At 67.9% G+C, this 20,316-nt stretch carries 17 protein-coding genes; 9 read left to right on the top strand and 8 right to left on the bottom strand.

Going from position 1 to position 20,316, the window contains the following annotated elements; all coding sequences use genetic code 11:
- Position 1: 1 nt before the first annotated feature.
- From ACI7BZ_RS13830 to ACI7BZ_RS13820, 3 genes are all read right to left on the bottom strand, one after another.
- The gene (locus tag ACI7BZ_RS13830) at positions 2 to 1,009 is read right to left on the bottom strand and encodes a 30S ribosomal protein S2 (protein WP_414117738.1); all 1,008 of its coding nucleotides are present in this window, start codon (positions 1,007 to 1,009) and stop codon (positions 2 to 4) included.
- A gap of 248 nt (positions 1,010 to 1,257) precedes the next feature.
- Positions 1,258 to 2,907 carry a long-chain-fatty-acid--CoA ligase gene (locus ACI7BZ_RS13825; RefSeq protein ID WP_414117735.1) on the bottom strand — a complete coding sequence of 550 codons (1,650 nt, stop codon included), beginning with the start codon at positions 2,905 to 2,907 and terminating at the stop codon, positions 1,258 to 1,260.
- Positions 2,908 to 3,100: 193 nt separating this feature from the next.
- Positions 3,101 to 4,429 (bottom strand): OmpP1/FadL family transporter, encoded by a 1,329-nt coding sequence (locus tag ACI7BZ_RS13820; RefSeq protein ID WP_414117734.1) that lies wholly within the window; start codon positions 4,427 to 4,429, stop codon positions 3,101 to 3,103.
- Positions 4,430 to 4,877: 448 nt separating this feature from the next.
- Here ACI7BZ_RS13820 and ACI7BZ_RS13815 point away from each other — a divergent pair, with 448 nt between their 5' ends.
- The 5 genes from ACI7BZ_RS13815 to ACI7BZ_RS13795 all read left to right on the top strand — a co-directional run bounded on the left by ACI7BZ_RS13815 (position 4,878) and on the right by ACI7BZ_RS13795 (position 11,489).
- Positions 4,878 to 5,315 carry a MerR family transcriptional regulator gene (locus ACI7BZ_RS13815; RefSeq protein ID WP_414117733.1) on the top strand — a complete coding sequence of 146 codons (438 nt, stop codon included), beginning with the start codon at positions 4,878 to 4,880 and terminating at the stop codon, positions 5,313 to 5,315.
- Between the two features lie 65 nt (positions 5,316 to 5,380).
- On the top strand, positions 5,381 to 6,517 hold the full coding sequence (locus tag ACI7BZ_RS13810; protein WP_414117732.1) for a thiolase family protein: 1,137 nt from the start codon (positions 5,381 to 5,383) through the stop codon (positions 6,515 to 6,517).
- A gap of 14 nt (positions 6,518 to 6,531) precedes the next feature.
- Complete coding sequence (locus tag ACI7BZ_RS13805; protein WP_414117731.1) at positions 6,532 to 8,874, top strand: 3-hydroxyacyl-CoA dehydrogenase/enoyl-CoA hydratase family protein; 2,343 nt, start codon at positions 6,532 to 6,534, stop codon at positions 8,872 to 8,874.
- A gap of 303 nt (positions 8,875 to 9,177) precedes the next feature.
- Positions 9,178 to 10,968, top strand: a complete 1,791-nt coding sequence (locus tag ACI7BZ_RS13800; protein ID WP_414117730.1) for an acyl-CoA dehydrogenase C-terminal domain-containing protein — start codon at positions 9,178 to 9,180, stop codon at positions 10,966 to 10,968.
- A gap of 209 nt (positions 10,969 to 11,177) precedes the next feature.
- Entirely contained in the window at positions 11,178 to 11,489 is a 312-nt protein-coding gene (locus ACI7BZ_RS13795) for an SCP2 sterol-binding domain-containing protein (RefSeq protein ID WP_414117729.1), read from the top strand.
- Positions 11,490 to 11,523: 34 nt separating this feature from the next.
- On the opposite strand, the gene ACI7BZ_RS13790 is transcribed toward ACI7BZ_RS13795, so the two are convergent.
- Together ACI7BZ_RS13790 and ACI7BZ_RS13785 are read right to left on the bottom strand one after the other, a co-directional pair.
- Positions 11,524 to 13,572, bottom strand: a complete 2,049-nt coding sequence (locus ACI7BZ_RS13790; RefSeq protein ID WP_414117728.1) for an acyltransferase family protein — start codon at positions 13,570 to 13,572, stop codon at positions 11,524 to 11,526.
- 96 nt (positions 13,573 to 13,668) lie between these two features.
- The gene (locus ACI7BZ_RS13785; RefSeq protein ID WP_414117727.1) at positions 13,669 to 13,860 is read right to left on the bottom strand and encodes a hypothetical protein; all 192 of its coding nucleotides are present in this window, start codon (positions 13,858 to 13,860) and stop codon (positions 13,669 to 13,671) included.
- Here ACI7BZ_RS13785 and ugpB point away from each other — a divergent pair.
- The 3 genes from ugpB (at position 13,859) to ugpE (ending at position 17,043) form a co-directional block, all read left to right on the top strand.
- Entirely contained in the window at positions 13,859 to 15,214 is a 1,356-nt protein-coding gene (ugpB, locus tag ACI7BZ_RS13780; protein ID WP_414117726.1) for a sn-glycerol-3-phosphate ABC transporter substrate-binding protein UgpB, read from the top strand. The genes ACI7BZ_RS13785 and ugpB overlap by 2 nt on opposite strands.
- Positions 15,215 to 15,307: 93 nt before the next feature.
- The gene (ugpA, locus tag ACI7BZ_RS13775; RefSeq protein WP_414117725.1) at positions 15,308 to 16,192 is read left to right on the top strand and encodes a sn-glycerol-3-phosphate ABC transporter permease UgpA; all 885 of its coding nucleotides are present in this window, start codon (positions 15,308 to 15,310) and stop codon (positions 16,190 to 16,192) included.
- On the top strand, positions 16,192 to 17,043 hold the full coding sequence (ugpE, locus tag ACI7BZ_RS13770; protein WP_414117723.1) for a sn-glycerol-3-phosphate ABC transporter permease UgpE: 852 nt from the start codon (positions 16,192 to 16,194) through the stop codon (positions 17,041 to 17,043). The genes ugpA and ugpE overlap by 1 nt, the downstream gene beginning before the upstream one ends.
- Positions 17,044 to 17,058: 15 nt before the next feature.
- Here the strand turns inward: ugpE and ACI7BZ_RS13765 are convergent, their stop codons facing one another.
- Complete coding sequence (locus tag ACI7BZ_RS13765) at positions 17,059 to 17,673, bottom strand: helix-turn-helix domain-containing protein (protein ID WP_414117722.1); 615 nt, start codon at positions 17,671 to 17,673, stop codon at positions 17,059 to 17,061.
- Between the two features lie 112 nt (positions 17,674 to 17,785).
- Complete coding sequence (gene thiD, locus ACI7BZ_RS13760) at positions 17,786 to 18,601, bottom strand: bifunctional hydroxymethylpyrimidine kinase/phosphomethylpyrimidine kinase (protein ID WP_414117720.1); 816 nt, start codon at positions 18,599 to 18,601, stop codon at positions 17,786 to 17,788.
- Between the two features lie 237 nt (positions 18,602 to 18,838).
- Here thiD and ACI7BZ_RS13755 point away from each other — a divergent pair, with 237 nt between their 5' ends.
- Positions 18,839 to 19,075 (top strand): Lrp/AsnC ligand binding domain-containing protein, encoded by a 237-nt coding sequence (locus ACI7BZ_RS13755; RefSeq protein ID WP_414117719.1) that lies wholly within the window; start codon positions 18,839 to 18,841, stop codon positions 19,073 to 19,075.
- A 54-nt stretch (positions 19,076 to 19,129) separates the two neighbouring features.
- Here ACI7BZ_RS13755 and ACI7BZ_RS13750 read toward each other — a convergent pair whose 3' ends face one another.
- The gene (locus ACI7BZ_RS13750; protein WP_414117717.1) at positions 19,130 to 20,272 is read right to left on the bottom strand and encodes a hypothetical protein; all 1,143 of its coding nucleotides are present in this window, start codon (positions 20,270 to 20,272) and stop codon (positions 19,130 to 19,132) included.
- Between the last annotated feature and the right edge of the window lie 44 nt (positions 20,273 to 20,316).

Raw genomic sequence — 20,316 nt, 5'->3', positions numbered from 1 at the left:
GTCATTCCACCTCGGCAGACATTTCCTTCGCCTGGGCAATCCAGCCGTCCACGCGGCCGGGCAGCCCCACTTCCTCGCCGATGCGGTGGGCGTCGAGGGCATCGAGGCCCGCCACCTGGCCGAAGTGGAACACGCCGAGATCGTTGAGCTTCTGCTCGATCTCGGGGCTGACGCCGGTGAGCTTCTTCAGGTCGTCGGCAACGCCGCGGGGACCCGACAGGGGCTCGAAGGACGACCAAACGCCGGCCTCGACCGGCAGGTCCTCCACCAGCGGCGCTTCCTCGGCGCCCATGTCGTAGCCGCCGAGATCGGTGTGGCCACGGCCGATGCCGTCGATGGCGGCGCGCGCCACGAGGTCGCAATAGAGCTGGATGGCGCGGCCGGCGTCATCGTTGCCGGGCACCGGAAAGGCGATGCCGTCGGGATCGCAATTGGTGTCGAGGATGGCCGCCACCGGAATGCCGAGGCGCTGGGCCTCCTTCACGGCGATGTCTTCCTTGTTCGTGTCGATGACGAACAGCAGGTCGGGCAGGCCGCCCATGTCGCGGATGCCGCCGAGCGCCTTGTCCAGCTTCTCCTTCTCGCGGGAGAGGGTCAGGCGCTCCTTCTTGGTGTAGCCGGAGCCGGCCTCGGGGCCGGACAGCATCTCCTCCAGCTTCTTCAGCCGGGCGATGGAGTTGGAGATGGTCTTCCAGTTGGTGAGCATGCCGCCGAGCCAGCGGGAGTTCACATAATACTGGGCGGAGCGGCGGGCGGCGTCCGCCACCTGCTCCTGGGCCTGGCGCTTGGTGCCGACGAACAGCACGCGCCCGCCCTGGGCCACCGTGTCGGAAACGGCCTGCAGCGCGCGATGCAGCGCGGGCACGGTCTGCGACAGGTCGAGGATGTGGATGTTGTTGCGAACGCCGAAGATGTACGGAGCCATCTTCGGATTCCAGCGATGGGACTGATGGCCGAAGTGCACGCCAGCTTCAAGCAGCTGACGCATGGAATAATCGGGAAGCGCCACTTTGGTATTCTCCGGTTGAGCCTCCGCGGACGTACCCCTGTCCCGTCTGGGAAAAGGGCACCGGATGGCCGACATGGCCTTGTGTCCGCGTGCGGGATGGGCGGGCTTATAGGCGAGCCGGCTTCACGAAGCAAGCCGCAAGGGCTTTTGCCGACGCGGCGCCGGGGGTGGCGCAGGGCCGGATGCAGGGCGCCGGGCCGTGGGCCCGGTGCCCGCCTGCATCCGCGGGGGACCGCCGCAGGCCCGCCTCAGCCCTGCGTCCGCTGGCGTTCCTCTTCCACCAGCTCCTTCTTGGAGAGCTTGCCCACCACGCTCTTGGGCAGGCTTTCGCGAATCTCCACCGCCTTGGGCAGCTCGATCTTGGAGATCTGGGCGGAGAGGAAGGTCATCAACTCCTCGGGCGTGGCCTCGCTCCCCTGGCGCAGGGTCACGAAGGCCTTGGGGGCCTGGCCGCGATAGCTGTCGGGGATGGCGATGGCCACCGCCTCCGACACCGCCGGGTGCAGGTAGAGCGCTTCCTCGATCACCCGCGGATACACATTGTAGCCGCCGCACAGGATGACATCCTTGATGCGGTCCACCAGGAACAGGTAGCCGTCGGCATCGAAATAGCCCACGTCGCCGGTGCGCAGCGCACCGTCGATGAAGGCGCTCGCGGTCTCGTCCGGGCGCTGGTAATAGCCGGCCATCACCTGCGGGCCGCGGACGCACACCTCGCCCTTCGCGCCGACGCCGACGGTGCGCGCCGGGTCGGCGAGGTCGCGGATCTCGATGGCCGTCTGCGGCAGCGCGGTGCCCACCGATCCGTCCTTCACCAGGCCCAAAGGCGGGTTGGCCGTGACCACCGGGGAGGTTTCGCTCAGCCCGTAGCCCTCCACCAGCTTGCAGCCGGTCAGCTGCTCGAATCGCTCGCGCACCTCCTTGGGCAGCGGCGCACCGCCGGAAATGCACAAGGTGAGGGAGGACAGATCGCGGTCCTCGATGCCCGCCACATTGTTGATGGCGGCATAGATGGTGGGCACGCCGGGGAACATGGTGGGCTTTTCCCGCTCGATGCGGTTCAGCAGGTCGTCCAGCTGGAAGCGCGGCACCAGGATGATCTCGGCGCCGAGGCAGATGGGAATGAGCATCACCGTCTGCATGGCGAAGACATGGAACAGCGGCAGCACCCCCAGCACCTTGAACACGCCGATGCGCTCGCAATCCGCATGGGCGATCACCTGGTGGGCGTTGGCGGAGACGTTGGCATGGGTGAGCATGGCCCCCTTGGGCACGCCGGTGGTGCCGCCGGTATATTGCAGCACCGCCACGTCGCGGGCCGGGTCCACGGGAACGGGCGTCGGGCGCTCCGCGTGCCGCAGCAGGTCCCGGTAATTGAGGTGCAGGCCGTCGCCGGCCTTGTACTGCGCCTGCTCCTTGCGCTTGAACAGGGTGAAGAGCAGCCCCTTGGGAAACGGCAGGATGCCGGCCATGGGGCAGACGATGATGTGCTTCAGCCCGGCCTCCTGGGCCACGGCGGCAACGCGCGAATGGATCAGCTTCAGGTCCGGCACCACCATGATCTCGGTGCCGGAATCGCGGATCTGGTGGCGCAGCTCGCGCTCCACATAGAGCGGGCTGAAGTTCACCACGATGCCGCCGGCCTTCATGACGGCGAAGAAGAAGATGACCGAATAGGGCGTGTTGGGCAGGCACAGGCCCACCTTGGTGCCCTTGTGGACGCCCTGCGCCTGCAGGCCGGCCGCGACCTTGTCCACGAGCGCGCCCAGCTCGGCATAGGTCCATTTGCGGCCGAAGAAGCTCATGGCGGGCCGCGGGCCGTGCTCGGCGACGCTGGCGGCGAGCAGATCGGGCACGGGCGATGTGAGCACGACCCCGCCTTCGGTGCGATGGAGCATGGAAGTCCTCCCTTCCGCCGGCGCCGATTGTTGGTTCTTGTAGCGCCCGGTCGGCGTGTAGTGACCTTAGGTCATTTGATGATCCGGCGCGAATGCGCCCGCATCACGATGGCGGGCGCCGACACACCGCCGCCCGCTTGCGGGGCGGCGGTGCCGGCATGGCCCACGGGATCGGCCGCCACGCGGCCGCCGCTCACTTGGTGATCAGCGCCGAGCTGGTCGGGGCGTTGAACTTGTAGCGCAGCGCCACCGAGATGATGTCCACATAGCCGTCGCTCACCTCGCCCACCAGCGAGCCGCGCAGGGCGTTGGCCGGGTCGGTGGGATAGAGGTTGATGGGGCTCGTCTCGCCGAAGATGTGGCTGTAGGCGAAGTCCATGGCGATCTGCGGCGTGAAGTCGTAGGTGAGGCCCGCCGACAGCCAGGTGCGGTTGGTGTCGGGCAGGCGCGGCGAGCGCGTCTCGTCCGGCACCGGGCTCAGCTCGTAGGCGATGCCGGCGCGCAGGGCCAGCTTCGGGTCCCAGCGATATTCGACGCCCGCCGAGAAGTACCAGCCGTCGTTCCACTGCAGGTCGAGCACGCTTGCCGTGGCGCCGTTGGATTTCACCACCAGTTGCTGCACCGTGGACCAGTTGGTCCACTCCACCGTGCCGAGCACGGTCCACTTGGGGTCGATCTGCGAGCGGAAGGAGGCGGTGATCTGGTCCGGCAGGGTAAGGCCCGCCTCGGCGCCGAGCTTGGCGATCTGCGTCTTCGGCAGCCCCAGGCTCAAGGTGCCCGAGAGATTGTGTTCGATGGAGGACTTGTAGCCGACGCCCAGGGTGGTGCCGGGGGCGAGGGTGAACAGGGCGCCGAGGTTGAAGCCCCAGCCGATGTCGTCGCCATCCACCTGGCCCCAGCCCGAGACCACCACCGGCGGCATCGCCGGGATCACCCCCAGCACCTGGCCGTTGCTGAGCCGCGCGTCGATGTAATTGATGTTGAGGCCGCCGCCCAGGGTGAGCCAGTCGTTCACCTTGTAGGCCAGCGAGCCCTGGAAGTTCATGTCGAAGATGCGGCTGTAGCAACCATAATAGCGGCCGGCCCAGTTGCAGCTCGCATCGGTGATGAGGCCGAACGGGGCGGTGACCGCGACGCCCAGGGCGATCTTGTCCCAGGCGTAGGTGATGTAGGTGGCCGGCACTACGCCGTTGTCCACGATGTCGCCCACCCCCAGCGTGCCGAGATCGGCGCCGGTGACGGGCGCGGTGGCGCTGAACACGTCCACCGAGGCATGGGGGGCGATGTAGGTGACGTTGCCTTCCACGTTCAGCCCCGGCGCAAAGCTGATGGCGGCCGGATTCCAGAACATGGAGGCCAACCCCTCGCCGCCGGCGGCGGAGCCCGCGAAGGCCGTACCCTGGTAATAGGCGCTCTGCTCTCGGATGCCGAAGCCGCCGGCCTGTGCCTCTCCCGCCGCGATGGCGACCAGAGGAAGAGCGAAGGCAGGCACCGCCCGCACGGCCCACTTGCGCATTATCATTGGGATGACCCCTCCTGCGTTTTCCCTGGGCCCGGCACGCTGCGGTGCACTATAGGTTTTTACGGTGCCCTATACGTCACCCAGAATGCCTAAACGAATATCCCCGTCAACCGGCTTGGGGCGCCTCCGGGCGTCTCCCGTTGGGGAATCGCAAGCCTGTGGCGAGAAAGCCACATTTAGACCGATCCAGGATCATTCAGCCCGCCCCCGAGCACCGCCACAGGTCGGGGAAGTGGTTTCATAGCACCTTCCAATGCCGCCAGCCACATTCCCCGGAAACCACCGACCCGCCTCTGCCGGACGCTCGAATCCGGCCCTTCTGCGATAGCACATCCCGCGGCCGGACGCGGCGTCGGCGCCGGAGCGCGTTCCATTTTCCATGCCGGGACTTGCGCCGAAGGTCAAAGCATGTATCTTCGGGGCCAACAGGTGACGTATAGGTGAACTCGTGGCATCCACAGGCAGGCGGGGCGCAGGCGGCGCCATCACGGACACGTTCTTCACGGTCACCGAGCTGGCGCGGGATCTCGCGGTCACGCCGCGCACCATCCGATTCTACGAGGACAAGGGCCTCATCACGCCGCGCCGCGCCGGCACCATGCGTGTCTACACCAAGCGCGACCGGGCCCGCATGGTGCTGATCCTGCGCGGCAAGCGCCTCGGCTTCAGCCTGCGGGAAATCAAGGAATACCTCGATCTCTACGACATGGACCCGAGCCAGACCGAGCAGATCCGGATGCTGCTGAAGAAGGTGCAGGTGCGTCTTGAAATGCTGGAGGACCAGCGCCTCGCCCTTGAGGAGACCATCGTCGAGCTGAAGGACATCGAGGAGCAGACCCTGGCTGCCCTCGAACGAGAGGCGGCCCAGAAGAAGGCCGCCGGCTGACAAGACCCACGGCCCCCGCGGCACAAGCCCCGCGGAACATACATAAAAGACAGGCAGGAGAGCCCATGCAAAACGTCGTGATTGCGGGCTACGCCCGCTCGCCCTTCGCCCTTGCCAAAAAGGGGGAGCTTGCGCGCGTGCGCCCGGACGATCTCGCCGCCCAGGTGGTGGCCGCGCTCGTCGCCCGCACCGGAGTGAAGACCGAGGACGTGGAGGACCTCATCGTCGGCTGCGCCTTCCCGGAAGCCGAGCAGGGCTTCAACATCGCCCGGCTCATCGGCATGATCGCCGGCCTGCCGGAGAGCGTCGCCGGAGTGACGCTGAACCGCTTCTGCGGCTCGTCCATGCAGTCGGTGCACATGGCCGCCGGCCAGATCCAGCTCGGCGCCGGCGAGGTGTTCATCTGCGCCGGCATCGAAAGCATGAGCCGCGTGCCCATGACCGGCTTCAACCCGATGCCCAACCCGGCCCTCTACGGCAGGATGCCGGCGGCCTACATGGGCATGGGCGAGACCGCCGAGAATGTCGCCGCCAAGTGGCAGATCACCCGCGCCGACCAGGACGCCTTCGCCCTGAAGAGCCACCAGAAGGCGAGCGCCGCCGAGGCGGACGGCCGCTTCCGCGACGAGATCGTGCCCATCCGCATCAATGGCCGCAGCGCGGAAAAGGACGGCTGCATCCGCCATGACGCCACCGCGGAAAGCCTGGCCGGGCTGAAGCCCGCCTTCGACGAGCACGGCACCGTCACCGCCGGCACCTCCTCCCCGCTCACCGATGGCGCCTCCGCGGTGCTGGTGTGCACCGAGGCCTATGCGCAGAAGAACGGCCTTGAGCCCCTCGCCCGCGTGAAAAGCGTGGCGGTGGCCGGCTGCGCGCCGGAGATCATGGGCATCGGCCCGGTGGCCGCCACCCGCAAGGCGCTGGCCCGCGCAGGCGTGGACATCTCCGAAATCGACGTGGTGGAGCTGAACGAGGCGTTCGCCTCCCAGGCGCTGGCCTGCCAGCGGGAGCTGGGCATCCGCGACGAGACCCTGAATCTGGACGGCGGAGCCATCGCCCTCGGCCATCCGCTGGGCGCAACCGGCGCGCGCATCGTCGGCAAGGCGGCCGCGCTGCTGAAGCGGGAAGGCGGCAAATATGCGCTGGCCACCCAGTGCATCGGCGGCGGCCAGGGCATCGCCACCCTTCTCGAACGCGTCTGAGGGAGGACGCGCTCATGAGCCAGGACAACAGCAACGAAATCAGGAAGGTCGCCGTCATCGGCGCCGGCGTCATGGGCGCCGGCATCGCGGCGCACGTGGCCAATGCGGGCGTCGAGGTGCTGCTCCTCGACATCGTTCCCGAGGGGGCGGAAAACCGCAACATCATCGCCCAGACGGCGGTGGAGAAGCTGCTGAAGGCAGATCCCGCCCCCTTCATGTCCAAGGCCGCGGCGAAGCTGGTTAGACCCGGCAACATCGAGGACAACCTTTCCGACCTCGCGTCCTGCGACTGGATCGTGGAAGCCGTCATCGAGCGGCTCGACATCAAGCAGGCGCTGTATGCGAAGATCGAGGCGGCGCGCCGGCCGGGGTCGGCGGTGTCGTCCAACACCTCCACCATCCCGCTGGCAGACCTGACGGCCGGCCTGCCGGAGAGCTTCCGGCGCGACTTCCTCATCACCCATTTCTTCAATCCGCCGCGCTACATGCGGCTCCTGGAGATCGTCTCGGGGCCGGAAACCAATCCGCAGACCGTCGCAGCCGTCGCCCGCTTCGCCGACGTGAGGCTGGGCAAGACGGTGGTGACCTGCAAGGACACCCCCGGCTTCATCGCCAACCGGCTCGGCACCTACTGGCTGCAGCTGGCGGTGGGCGAGGCCTTCGCCCAGGGCCTTCGGATCGAGGATGCGGACGCGGTGATGGGCCGGCCCTTCGGCTTTCCCAAGACCGGCGTGTTCGGCCTCATCGACCTCGTGGGCCTCGATTTGATGCCCCATGTGCAGGGCTCGCTGAAGCGCGCCTTGCCCCTGTCCGATCCCTTCCACGCCACGCTGCGCGAGACGCCGCTGATCGAGAAGATGATCGCGACCGGCTACACCGGCCGCAAGGGCAAGGGCGGCTTCTATCGCCTCAACCGCGAGGGCGGGCAGAAGCTGAAGGAGGCCATCGACCTTGCAACCGGCGACTACCGGCCGCAGGGCAAGGCGAGCGTGGCCGAGCTGGAGGACGGCGGCGGGCGCGACCTGTTCGCTTTCCTCTCCGCCCCCGGCGCCGGCGGCCGCTATGCCCGCGCGGTGATGGCCCGCACCCTCGCCTATGCGGCGCGCCTCGTGCCCGAGGCGGCGGACGACATCGTCGCCATCGATGACGCCATGCGGCTCGGCTACAATTGGAAGTTCGGCCCGTTCGAGCTGATCGACAAGATCGGCGCCGCCCGCCTCATCGACCTGCTCAAGGCCGACGGGGAGGAGATCCCCCCCCTGCTGGCGCTGGCGGCGGACAAGCCCTTCTATCGGGTGGAGGACGGCAAGCGGCAGTTCCTCGCCCTCGACGGCACCTATGGCGACGTGGTGCGGCCGGAAGGCGTGCTGCTTCTGGCCGACATCAAGCTGAAGTCCCAGCCGGTGATGAAGAACGGCTCGGCTTCGCTGTGGGACATCGGCGACGGGGTGCTGTGCCTGGAATTCACCTCCAAGGGCAATTCGCTGGACGAGGGCATCATCACGCTGCTCGGCAAGGCGCTGAAGCTCACAAAAGACAAGTACAAGGCGCTCGTCATCTATAATGAGGGCTCCAACTTCTCGGTGGGGGCCAATCTCGGCCTTGCTTTGTTCGCCTGCAACATCGGCGCCTTCGGCGAGGTGGAGAAGCTGGTGGCCGCCGGCCAGAAGACCTACCAGGACATGAAATACGCCCCCTTCCCCGTAGTGGCCGCGCCTTCGGGCATGGCGCTGGGCGGCGGGTGCGAGATCCTGCTCCATGCCTCGGCCGTGCAGGCCCATGCGGAGAGCTATGTCGGCCTCGTGGAATGCGGCGTGGGCGTGCTGCCCGCCTGGGGCGGCTGCACCGCCATGCTGGAGCGCTGGGCGAGCGACCCGAAATTCCCCAAGGGGCCCATGCCGGCGCCCTCCAAGGTGTTCGAGACCGTCTCCACCGCCACCGTCGCCAAGTCCGCCGCCGAGGCGAAGGAGCTGAAGTTCCTGCGCGAGGGCGATGGCATCACCATGAACCGCGACCGGTTGCTGGCCGACGCCAAGGCCAAGGCTTTGGCGCTGGTGGAAGGCTATGCGCCGCCCAAGCCCGTGGAGTTCTTCCTGCCCGGTCCCTCCGGCAAGGCGGCCATGGACATGGCGGTGGAAGGCTTTGCCAAGCGCGGCATGGCGACCAGGCACGACCGGACCGTCTCCGGCGTTCTTGCGGAGGTGCTCACCGGCGGGGATGCCGACCACATCGCCCCGGTGCCGGCCGCGCGGGTGCTGGAGCTGGAGCGGGACGGCTTCATGAAGCTCATCCGCACCGAGGCCACGCTGGACCGCATCGAGCACATTCTTGAGACGGGCCGGCCGCTCAGGAACTGAATGAACTGCCGTCGCCCTCCGGCTTGACCGGAGGGCCCATGGATCGGCCGGGACAAGCGGCGAGATGGCCCCTCCGGTCAAGCCGGAGGGTGACGGCGGAAAAGGATGTGAACACTCAGCAGGCCGTCATGGCCGGGCTTGACCCGGCCATCCACGCGCCCGGGCCGGATGCAAGGCTCCGCAGGGAGCGCAGCGGCACGACGTGGATGCCCGGCACACGGCCGGGCATGACGAAGCCGAGGGAAACAGACGCTTCCATTCCCGTTGGAGGGACGGAGGCAAAGCAACACGGGAGCCAACGCCATGCAGGTCTACACCCCCCCGCTGCGCGACATGCGCTTCGTCCTCCACGAGCTGCACGGCAGCGCGGAGCTTTCCACCCTGAAGGGCCTGGAGGAGGTCACCCCCGATCTCATCGACGCCGTGCTGGAAGAGGCGGGCAAGCTCGTCACCGAGGTGCTCGCGCCCCTCAACCAGTCCGCCGATCTTGAGGGCTGCACCTATGAAAACGGCGTGGTGCGCACGCCCAAGGGCTTCAAGGAGGCCTACAAGGCGTTCTGCGAGGGCGGCTGGAACGGCATCGCCTGCGATCCGAAATATGGCGGGCAGGGCCTGCCGGCGAGCGTGAACAAGCTGGTGGAGGAAATGCTCTGCTCGGGCAACCTCGCCTTCGGCATCTGCCCCGGCCTCACCCACGGCGCCTACCAGGCGCTCAAGGCCTATGCCTCCGAGGAATTGAAGGACCGCTTCCTGCCGAAGATGGTGGAGGGCGTGTGGTCCGGCTCCATGTGCCTCACCGAGCCGCAATGCGGCACCGACCTCGGCCTCGTGCGCACCAAGGCGGTGCCACAGGCGGACGGCTCCTACCAGATCACCGGCAACAAGATCTTCATCTCCGCCGGCGAGCAGGACATGAGCGAGAACATCGTCCACCTCGTGCTCGCCCGCCTGCCGGACGCACCCAAGGGCATCAAGGGCATCTCCTTGTTCCTGGTGCCCAAGTTCCTGCCGAGGGAGGACGGCTCGTTGGGCCCGCGCAACGGCGTCATGTGCACCGGCATCGAGCACAAGATGGGCATCCACGGCTCGTCCACCTGCCAGATGGCGTTCGACGAGGCCACCGGCTGGCTGGTGGGCGAGCCCCACAAGGGCATGCGCGCCATGTTCGCCATGATGAATTCGGAGCGCCTGTCGGTCGGCACGCAGGGCCTCGGCCTCGGCGAAGCCGCCTATCAGGCGGCTGTGGCTTACGCGAAAGAGCGGCTGCAGGGCCGCGCGCTTTCCGGGGCCAAGCACCCCGACAAGCCGGCCGACCCCATCATCGTGCACCCGGACGTACGGCGCACCCTGATGACCATGCGCGCCTACAACGAAGGCTGCCGGGCGCTGGCCGGCTGGGTGGCGCGGGCGCTGGACCTGATGGAGCGGGCGGAGACCGAAGAGGAGCGCAAGCGCGCCGAGGACTTCACCGCGCTGATGACGCCCATCGTGAAGGCGCTGTTCACGGACCTCGGCTTCGAGGCCACCTCCATGGGCATGCAGGTCTATGGCGGGCACGGCTACATCCGCGACCACGGCATGGAACAATATGTGCGCGATGCCAGAATCGCCATGATCTACGAGGGCACCAACGGCGTGCAGGCCCTCGACCTCGTGGGCCGCAAGCTGCCGGCGCATATGGGGCGCTACCTGCGCTCCTTCTTCCATCCCGTGCTGGCCTACATGGACGCCAAGCTGGACGACGAGAATCTCGGCCCCCTCATCACCCCTCTCTCGAAAGCCTTCGGCGCGCTCCAGCTCGCCACCGCCCACATCGCCGAGAAGGGGCTGAAGGACCCGGAGGAGGCCGGCGCCGCCGCCACCCCCTATCTGCGCCTGTTCGGCATGGTGGCGCTGGGCTACATGTGGGTGCGCATGGCGGAAGTGGCCCACGAGAAGCGCGTGTCCAACCCGGACGACGCCGCCTTCTACGACGCCAAGATCGCCACCGCGCGCTTCTTCATGGACAAGCTGCTGCCCGACGTGGCCGCCCTGTGGGGTTCCATCAAGGCCGGCAAGGCGTCCATGATGGCCCTCGACGAGGCCATGTTCTGAGCGCTAGCTTCTGAACGCTGGACGCGCCGCAATGGGCGCTGATGGCTCCCTCTCCCGCTTGTGGGGGAGGGGTGGGCAGGGGCTATGCCTGCCCACGTGATGCGGCGGATCGAGCGCAGACACCGCTTTCCCCCTCCCTGCCCTCCCCCGCAAGCGGGAGAGGGTTCACACCGTCCCAGGCCCCAAGGGGCTTCTGCCAAGGATCACCAATGGCCGATCTCTCCTCCCTCGTCGAAGCCATGCGCGAGCGCGCGGGCGCCCTGGCCGAGCTCGGCTACAAGGTGCGCTTCGACCTCACCGATACGGGCGAGGCGATCCTGCTGGATGCCACTGGCGGCGGCGTCGAGGTGGGCGAAGGCGGCGGCGAGGCGGATGCGGTGCTCAAGCTCTCCAGCGACACGCTGGACAAGCTCATCACCGGCCGCATCGGCCCCCTGCTCGCCTTCTCCACCGGCCGCCTGAAGGTGGAGGGCTCCCAGGGCGTCGCCCTGAAGCTGGCGGGGCTGCTCGACCCCGGCTGAGCCCAAAGCCGGCATCGCCGGCCGGCGGCGGCGCTCAGGGCTTCGCCGCCGCACTGCTGCCGCCCGCCGCCAGTGCCTGCCCGAGGACCTGGCGCAGGGCGTCGTCCTCGAAGGCGCGGCGGGCACCGGTGGCCGTCAGGTGGTTGCCGTCCACATAATAGAAGACGGGCGGCTCGCCCGCCGTGCAGCGGTCGCCGCGGCACAGCACATCGGCCATCAGCACGGTGGCGACGCCGGGCCTGCCCGTGGCCGCGGCGGCGAGGATGTCGTTGGCCGGCCCGATGGCGCGCAGCGCCTGCGGGCGCGTCTGCTCCAGGCAGGCCGCGGTGTCGGCATGGCCCTTGAACTCCCGTCGCGCGAAGCACAGGGACGGCGCCGCGTCATATTCCGGCGACTGGCCGAGCAGGATCACCTGCGCGCCAAGGCCCCGCAATTCCTCCACGGTGCGCCCCACCATGTGGGCGAACACGCGGATGCTGTTTTCCTTGGTCCGCACGTCGCCGCCGGGCAATTCGTCGGTGACGAGGGCGAAGCCGCGGCCGGCGCGGGTGGTGGTGAGTGCCCACCGCGCCACCAGCACCACCACCTTCGGCTTGACCTGCCGGATCTCGTCCAGCACGGCGGCGTTGAAATCGTGGCAGACGCTGTTCGACGTCTGGTCGCGCTGGGCGATGCCGCCGATCAGCGGGGGGCAGCCGGCCATGGTCTGCAGCCGGGAAGTATAGCCCAGCCGTGCCGCCGCCTCGGCGATGCCGATGAAGGTGGCCCCGGCATGGGAATCGCCCCACACCAGCACGTCATAGGTGCCGCGCTCGACGCCCGGCCCGAGCCCGCACTGGGTCATGGACTTCATGGACGCGGGATACCAGTAGCGCGGGGAATGGTTGCAATGGCGCTGGAACTGGCTCTTGTCGTCGGCCGCCGCCTCCGCCGCCGCGCCGAGCGGCGAGATGGGAAAGAAGCCGCGCCCGGCCTGCTGCAGCCCCAGGGCGACGCCCACCGTGAGCGCGATGGCGCAGGCGCCGGCGCCGATGCTGGCCAGTCGCCGCCCGCCCGGCGCGCCGGAGCGGCGCAGCGGCGTCTCGATATATTTCAGCGAAAGCGCCGACAGCGCCACCGCCAGCACGATCACCAGGCCGGACTGGATGTAGGTGAGGTGCCCACCCTTCCACAGGGCGGCGAGCACCAGCAGCGGCCAGTGCCACAGATAGAGCGAATAGGAAATTCGCCCCACATAGACCATCGGCTTCAGGCTCAGGAGCCGGGAGACGATGCCCTCCGGCGCGAAGGCACCGGCATGGATGAGGGCGGCGGTGCCCAGCACCGGCGGCGCCGCCCAGATGCCCGGAAAGGGCGAATCCTGATTGTAGAGGAACACCGGCGCCACCACCGCCGCCGCCCCGGCGACGGCGATCCACGCCGCCGGCTTCGCCGCCATGCGCGGCCAGGCGATGAGGGCGACGAGCGCGCCGACCAGCAGTTCCCACGCGCGGCTGGTGAGCAGGAAGAAGGCCGCGGACTGGTCGGTCTCGACGATGCTCTGGGCGTAGGCCAGCGAGCCGATGGCGACAAGCGCCAGCCCCGGCACCGCAAGCCGCCGCCCGCCCGCCTTCATGAGAACGAACAGGAGCAGCGGGAAGAAGATGTAGAACTGCTCCTCCACCGCCAGCGACCACAGGTGGAGCAGCGGGGTCTCGTCGGCCTTGGGGCCGAAATAGTTGATAAGATCGGTAAAATGGATGTTGGCGTAGAACAGCGCCGAGGGAATCAGCGTGGCGACATAGCCGCCCATCTGCCGCGGCATCAGCACCAGGGCGGCAAGCAGCGTCGTCACCGCCAGCACCACGAACAGGGCGGGAAAGATGCGGCGGATGCGCCGGTCGTAGAAATCCACCAGCGAGAAGCTGCCACCGGACATTTCCCGGTACAGGATCGAGGTGATGAGGAAGCCGGAGATGACGAAGAAGACGTCAACGCCGATAAATCCGCCGCCGAAGGGCGGGATGCGCCCGTGGAACAACACGACACTGCCGACCGCAACGGCCCTGAGCCCGTCGATGTCGGGCCGGTAGGTCAAACTCATCCCTGATCCCTTGATCCGCTCCCGGCGAAGCAGAATGCGCCGCCGGCCGCCCCCGCGCCGCCTCCCGATTTAGCCAGAGATTGTCCCTGCGGCAATTCACAAGGTATGCGGCAGGCCACAGGTCGCGGGAGCAGCCCCCGCCCCCGGTTCCCCACCGGGCGCGGCGGCGATCGCCGGGGCGGTGTCACGCAAGCTCAATGCCCATGTCATGGTTTCGTCGCGCAACGCTTCCATGCACCATGCATTGCGATGCGCGGCCGGCCCGGCGGCGCACAGGAGGCAGAACATGGTTCATCCCTCTTCCGCCCGCTCGGTTTCCGCCCGCCCCGTCCTGCGCGGAACCCTTGCGGCGAGCATTCTGGCCGCGGCGTGCGCCATGGCGCTGCCGGCGGCGGCGCAGACCCAGATCCAGTGGTGGCACGCCATGTCCGGCCCGCTGGGCGAGAAGCTGGAGAAGATCGCCGCCGACTTCAACGCCTCGCAAGGCGACTACAAGGTGGTGCCGGTCTACAAGGGCTCCTATCCCGAGACCATGACCGGGGCCATCGCCGCCTTCCGGGCCAAGCAGCACCCGGCCATCGTGCAGGTGTTCGAGGTGGGCACCGCCACCATGATGGCCGCCAAGGGCGCCATCTATCCCACCTACAAGCTGATGGCGGACGCGGGCGAGCCGTTCGACCCCAAGGCCTATCTTCCGGCGGTGACGGGCTATTACACGGACACGGCCGGCAACATGCTGTCGTTCCCGTTCAACTCGTCCACCCCCATCCTCTATTACAACAAGGACCTGTTCACCAAAGCCGGGCTTGATCCCGCGGCGCCGCCCAGGACCTGGCCGCAGATGGAGGCGGCGGCGAAGAAGCTGCAGGCCGCCGGCACCGCCTGCGGCTTCACCACCCAATGGCCGTCGTGGGTGAATCTGGAAAACCTCTCCGCCTGGCACAATGTGGGCATCGGCACCCTGGAGAACGGCTTCGGCGGCTTCGGCACCGAGCTGACCATCGACAATGCGCTGACCGTGAAGCACTGGGGCGCCCTGGCCGAGTGGCAGAAGACCAAGGTGTTCGACTATGGCGGCCGTCAGGCCAAGGCCGACCCGAAATTCTTCTCCGGCGAATGCGCCATGAGCATCGCCTCATCGGCGGCGCGGGCCGGCGTGCTCGCCAATGCCAGGTTCGAGGTGGGCTACGGCATGATGCCCTATTGGCCCGACATGCCGGGCGCGCCGCAGAATTCCATCATCGGCGGCGCCACCTTGTGGGTGCTCACCGGCCGGCCGGCGGAGGAATACAAGGGCGTCGCCCGCTTCTTCACCTATCTGTCGAAGCCGGAGGTGCAGGCATGGTGGCACCAGAACACCGGCTACCTGCCCATCACAAAGGCCGCCTACGACCTTTCCAAGGCCCAGGGCTTCTATGAGAAGAACCCGGGAACGGACGTGTCCATCCTGCAGATGACGCTGAAGACCCCCACCGCCAATTCCAAGGGCCTGCGTTTCGGCTCCTTCGTGCAGATCCGCGACGTGATCGAGGAGGAGCTGGAGGAGACGCTTTCGGGCAGGAAGACCCTGCAGGCGGCACTGGCGGCGGCGCAGAAGCGGGGCAATGATCTGTTGCGGGCGTTCGAGAAGGCCAACCCGTAAGGGCGGGCCGACCGCCCCCGTTCAGCCCCTCAAAGCGGCCTCATGACCGGCTCCGCCCGGCCATGAGGCGCCGGCAGGACCCCGCCCAAGCCCATGCAAGCCAAGCGCGTCACCTTCCCCCGCGGGCCCATGCCCTACCTGCTGCTCGCGCCGCAGGTGCTGGTGACGCTCGTGTTCTTCGTCTGGCCGGCGGGGGAGGCGCTGGTCTCCTCGCTCTATGCGCAGGATGCGTTCGGGCTGAGCCAGACCTTCGTGGGCCTCGGCAATTTCGCCGCTTTGTTCGGCGATCCGGCCTATCTGGAGGCGGTCGGAGTCTCCTTCCTCTTCGCCTTCTGCGTCACGGCGCTGGCCATGGGCCTCGGCCTCGGCCTTGCGGCGGCGGCGGATGCGCTGGGGAAGGCCTCGGGCCTCTACCAAGTGCTCCTGGTGTGGCCCTATGCGGTGGCGCCTGCGGTGGCGGGCATCTTGTGGCTGTTCCTGTTCGATCCCTCGGTGGGGGCGGCGGCGCGGGCGCTGCGGGCCTTCGGCATCTCCTGGAACCACTTCCTCGACGGCGGGCAGGCGCTGCTGCTGGTCATCCTCGCCGCCGCCTGGAAGCAGGTGAGCTACAATTTCCTGTTCTTCTATGCCGGGCTGCGGGCCATTCCCGCCGGCTCCATGGAGGCGGCGGCGCTCGACGGCGCCGGGCCGTGGCTGCGCTTCCGCCACATCGTGCTGCCGCTCATCGCCCCCACCACCTTCTTCCTGCTGGTGGTGAACCTCACCTATGCCTTCTTCGACACCTTCGGCATCATCCACGCCACCACCGGCGGCGGGCCGGGGCGGGCCACCACCATCCTGGTCTACAAGGTGTTCCGCGACGGCTTCGAAGGGCTGGACCTCGGCGGCTCGGCGGCGCAATCGGTGGTGCTGCTGGCCATCGTCATCGTGCTCACCGCGGTGCAGTTCCGCCACATCGAGCGGCGGGTGAGCTATTGATGGCCGGCACCTCGCGCCTTTCCCTTCTCCTCGCCCACCTCGCCCTCATCGCCGGCGTGGCGGTCATGGTGCTGCCGGTCTATGTGGCGTTCGTCGCCTCCACCTTTCCGGGGGAGGATTTCCTCGCCGGCCGGGTGGGGCTCCTGCCGGGCGGGCATTTCCTGGAGAACTACCGCCTCGCGCTGGCCACCGGCTCCAGCACCTCGGGCATTCCGCCGGTGGGGCCCATGCTGTGGAACTCGCTGGTGGTGGCGGTGCTGATCGCGGCGGGCAAGATCGCCATCTCGCTGCTGTCGGCCTTTGCGGTGTGCTATTTCCGCTTCCCGCTGCGGGTGGCGGCCTTCTGGCTCATCTTCATCACGCTGATGCTGCCGGTGGAGGTGCGCATATTGCCCACCTTCCAGGTGGTGTCGAACCTCGGCCTGCTGAATTCCTATGCCGGGCTCACCGTGCCGCTGATCGCCAGCGCCACCGCCACCTTCCTGTTCCGGCAGGTGTTCATGACCATCCCGGACGAACTGACCGAAGCGGCGCTGGTGGACGGGGCCGGCCCGCTCACCTTCTTCTGGTCCATCCTGCTGCCGCTCTCGCGCACCAACATCGCGGCCCTGTTCGTGATCCTGTTCCTGTATGGCTGGAACCAGTATCTGTGGCCGCTGCTGGTGACCACCGACACCCGCTACTACACCGTGGTGATGGGCATCCGCCGGCTGGCCGGCGCGGCGTCGGAGGCGGACCCGGTGTGGCATCTGGTGATGGCCACCGCCGTCCTGGCCCTGCTGCCGCCGGTGCTGGTGATTGCGCTGATGCAGCGCCTGTTCGTGCGCGGCCTGACCGAGACGGAGAAATAGGGCGGACTCAGGCCCTCATTCCAGCACGGCCGCCTTCAGCAGGCACACCATGAAGGCATGGGCGGGCACGGGGCCGCGATTGCGGATGACGTGGCGGCGATCGCAGCGATAGCGCACGGTCTCGCCCTCCTTCACCGTCTCGGTGACGCCGCTGACCTCCACCGCGACGGTGCCCGAAACCACGGTGAGGCATTCCACCGAGCCGCGCTGGTGGCCGTCGGAATCCAGTTCCCCGCCCGGCTCGGCGCGCATCTCATAATATTGCAGCCATTCCACCGTCTTGATCCAGCCGATGATGGACAGCCGCACGAGGCCGTCCTCGGACACCAGGATGGGGGTGTCCGCGCGCGAGAGCTTTTCCAGGAACGGCGTGTCGTCCTCGGAGGCGAGCACCCGCTCCACCGTCATGTCCAGCGCCTGGGAGAGGCGCCAGACGGTGGCGAGGGTGGGGTTGGTCTCGTTGCGCTCGATCTGGCTGATGATGGACTTCGCCACGCCCGACTGCTCGGCGAGGTCGGACAAGGACAGGTTGTAGGCCTTGCGCAGGCGCTGGATGGTCTTGCCCAATTGGCCGGTGATGACCTGCGCGCCGGTTTCGAGGGCGCTACCGCCGCGATCCTTGACGACCATGCCGAGAAATCCTTTGTGCCGAACGAGCGTTCGCTGCGCCGGACGATACTTGGCAAAGGCGCCGGAGGGAAGCGCGGGCTGTGCGGGCATCAACCGCCGGCCGAATCCTCCGTCACGCGTCCCACAGGGCAAAGAAATGGTGCACCGGCCCGTGGCCGTGGCCCACGTCCAGCCGGTCGGCGGCGGCGATGGCGCCGGAGATATAGTCTTTCGCCCGCGCCACTGCCGCGGGCAAGGCGAGCCCGGCCGCAAGGCCCGCCGCCACCGCGGAAGACAGGGTGCAGCCGGTGCCATGGGTGTTGCGGGTGGGGTGGCGCGGCGCCGCAAAGCGGGTGACGCCCGCGGGCTCCACCAGAAGGTCCACGCTTTCCGCCCCCTGCCCATGCCCGCCCTTCATGAGCACCGCGCGGGCGCCGAGGGCAAGCAGCGCCTCCCCCTGCCGGCGCATCTGCGCTTCGTCCTGCGCCGGTTCGGCGCCCAGCAGGGCGGCGGCTTCCGGCAGGTTGGGGGTGATGAGATCGGCCATGGGAATGAGGATGGCCTTGAGGCCGGCGAGGGAATCATCGGTCAGGAGGCGGGCGCCGGAAGCGGCCACCATCACCGGGTCCAGCACCACCGGGCGCGCCCGGTGCCGCGCCAGCCCTTCCGCCACCGTGCGGATGGCGCCGGGGCGCGAGAGCATGCCGATCTTCACCGCATCCACCCGCAGGTCCGCAAACACCGCATCCATCTGCGCGGCGATGAAGCCGTCCGGCACGTCGTGGATGGCCGAGACGCCCAGGGTGTTCTGCGCGGTGAGGGCGGTGATGACGCTGGCCCCGAACACGCCGAGGGCGGAAAAGGTCTTCAGGTCCGCCTGGATACCGGCGCCGCCGCTGGAATCGGAACCGGCGATGGTGAGGGCGATGGGAACCTTGGGGCGCGGCATGGGTGGAACGGGGCTCCAGTGGGGCGGATGGCCCTGGCGAACGGCAGGGGCCGGATCTGCCCCCATGGGCAGCCGATCCGCCTCCCTTCCATAAGTCAGGGTGCGGTCCGCTCCAAGGCCGGCCCCACCCTTGCCAGTGCGCCGGCTTTTGTCCACCTTGGCGCCGCGCGCCCCGCCGGCCTGTCCCTCAACCGGGAGCCGGCGGCCATCCATCGTCCTGTCCGAGCGGAGCTCGCCGTGGTCCCCTTCTTCGTCCAGATCAAGTGCCAGCTCGGAAAGTCCTACGAGGTGGCGGATGCCCTCGCCGATGCGGAAATCGCCTCGGAAATCTATTCCACGGCCGGCGAATTCGACCTGCTGGTGAAATTCTACGTGGACGACGGAACCGACATCGGCCATTTCGTGAACCAGAAGGTGCAGACCATCCCGGGCATCCAGGACACCCGCACCATCATCACCTTCAAGGCGTTCTGACCGCCGGCCGGAGCAAGCCGCGCCGCCCGGCAGGACGGCGCGGGAACCGGGCGCTCACTCGTCCGTCAGCGGGCCGAGAATGAGCATCTCCAGCTTCACCCAATTGGCAAGCTGGGCATAGGTGAGCTTCTCCGCCTTCAGGTCCCAGGTGACATCCGAGCGCGTGGGCCCCACGCACGTGTCCTTGCCGTCGTCGCCCTTCGCCCTTTTGCAGAAGTCTTCCGTGTCGTTGTAATAGACGCGGCCATAGAGGCCGGGCTTCGACTGGTCGGCCGACGAGAAGAAGGCATCGGACTGTGCCTGTGCAGCGCCGGCATCGAAGAACGACTGGTCGTTGTTCACCGCCTGCTCGTTCCACCTCAGGTTATATTCATAATAGCCGGTATAGGGCTTCTTCTTGCCGGCCTTGTCGGTGAAGCTGCCCTCCTCCTCCACATAGCGGATGGAGCCCGACACCCGATCCGTGAAGGAGCGGTCGGCCACCGTGTAGCTGAAGCTGATGGCGTTGGCGTCGGTGAGCCAGTTGCCCAGCTCGTAATCATAGTCGAGATTGCCGGAAACCCGCGTCTCCGGCAGGAAGGAGAAGGGACCGGAGGCGAGCTGCGTGCGCTCGAAGCGCAGCGGGTCCGGGTTCTTCACCTGGATGGACACCACCTTGCCGTCCACCACGCGCGAATAGATCTTGGTGGCTTCCTTCTGGGCCTTGCGGAACTGCTCGCCCACCTCCCACCAGCGGGTGACGTTGCGGCCCTGGATGGAGCCGCCATAGCCGGACGAGGTCTGGTTGCCCTTCACCACGTCGATGCGCAGGCGCCCGGCATCGGGAATGTAGCGCCCGCTGTTGTCGATCTGCAGGTCGCCCCGCAGGATCGCCACTTCCCGCGCCACCTGGGACGGGTTGGACGGGTTGATCACGTCGAACTTCACCGAATAGACGAGGCTCTTGCCCGGCGTGCGCTGCACCGAGCCCCGCAGCACCATGAGGTCGGCCACGGCGAGGTCGGAAATTTCATAAAGGTCCGTTCCGCTGGTGGAGCGCACGGAGCGGGAATTGTAGTCCACGGTCATGCTGCCCGTGAGCTTCGCCTTGTCGGCCGGGATCTCCTTGAGCGCCTGGCTCTGCTGCCCGAAGGCGGCGGTGGCGGCAAGAAGGCCGCCGGCGCAGGCGAGTGTGGCCGGCACGATGCGTATGGTCATGGGTGTCTTCCCTTTGGTCGCGAACGGCCGGCACCGCGGCGGCG

The sequence above is a fragment of the Xanthobacter sp. AM11 genome (genome assembly GCF_047444035.1).
Lineage (GTDB): Bacteria > Pseudomonadota > Alphaproteobacteria > Rhizobiales > Xanthobacteraceae > Xanthobacter.
This window is presented reverse-complemented; position numbering and strand designations above follow the sequence as displayed.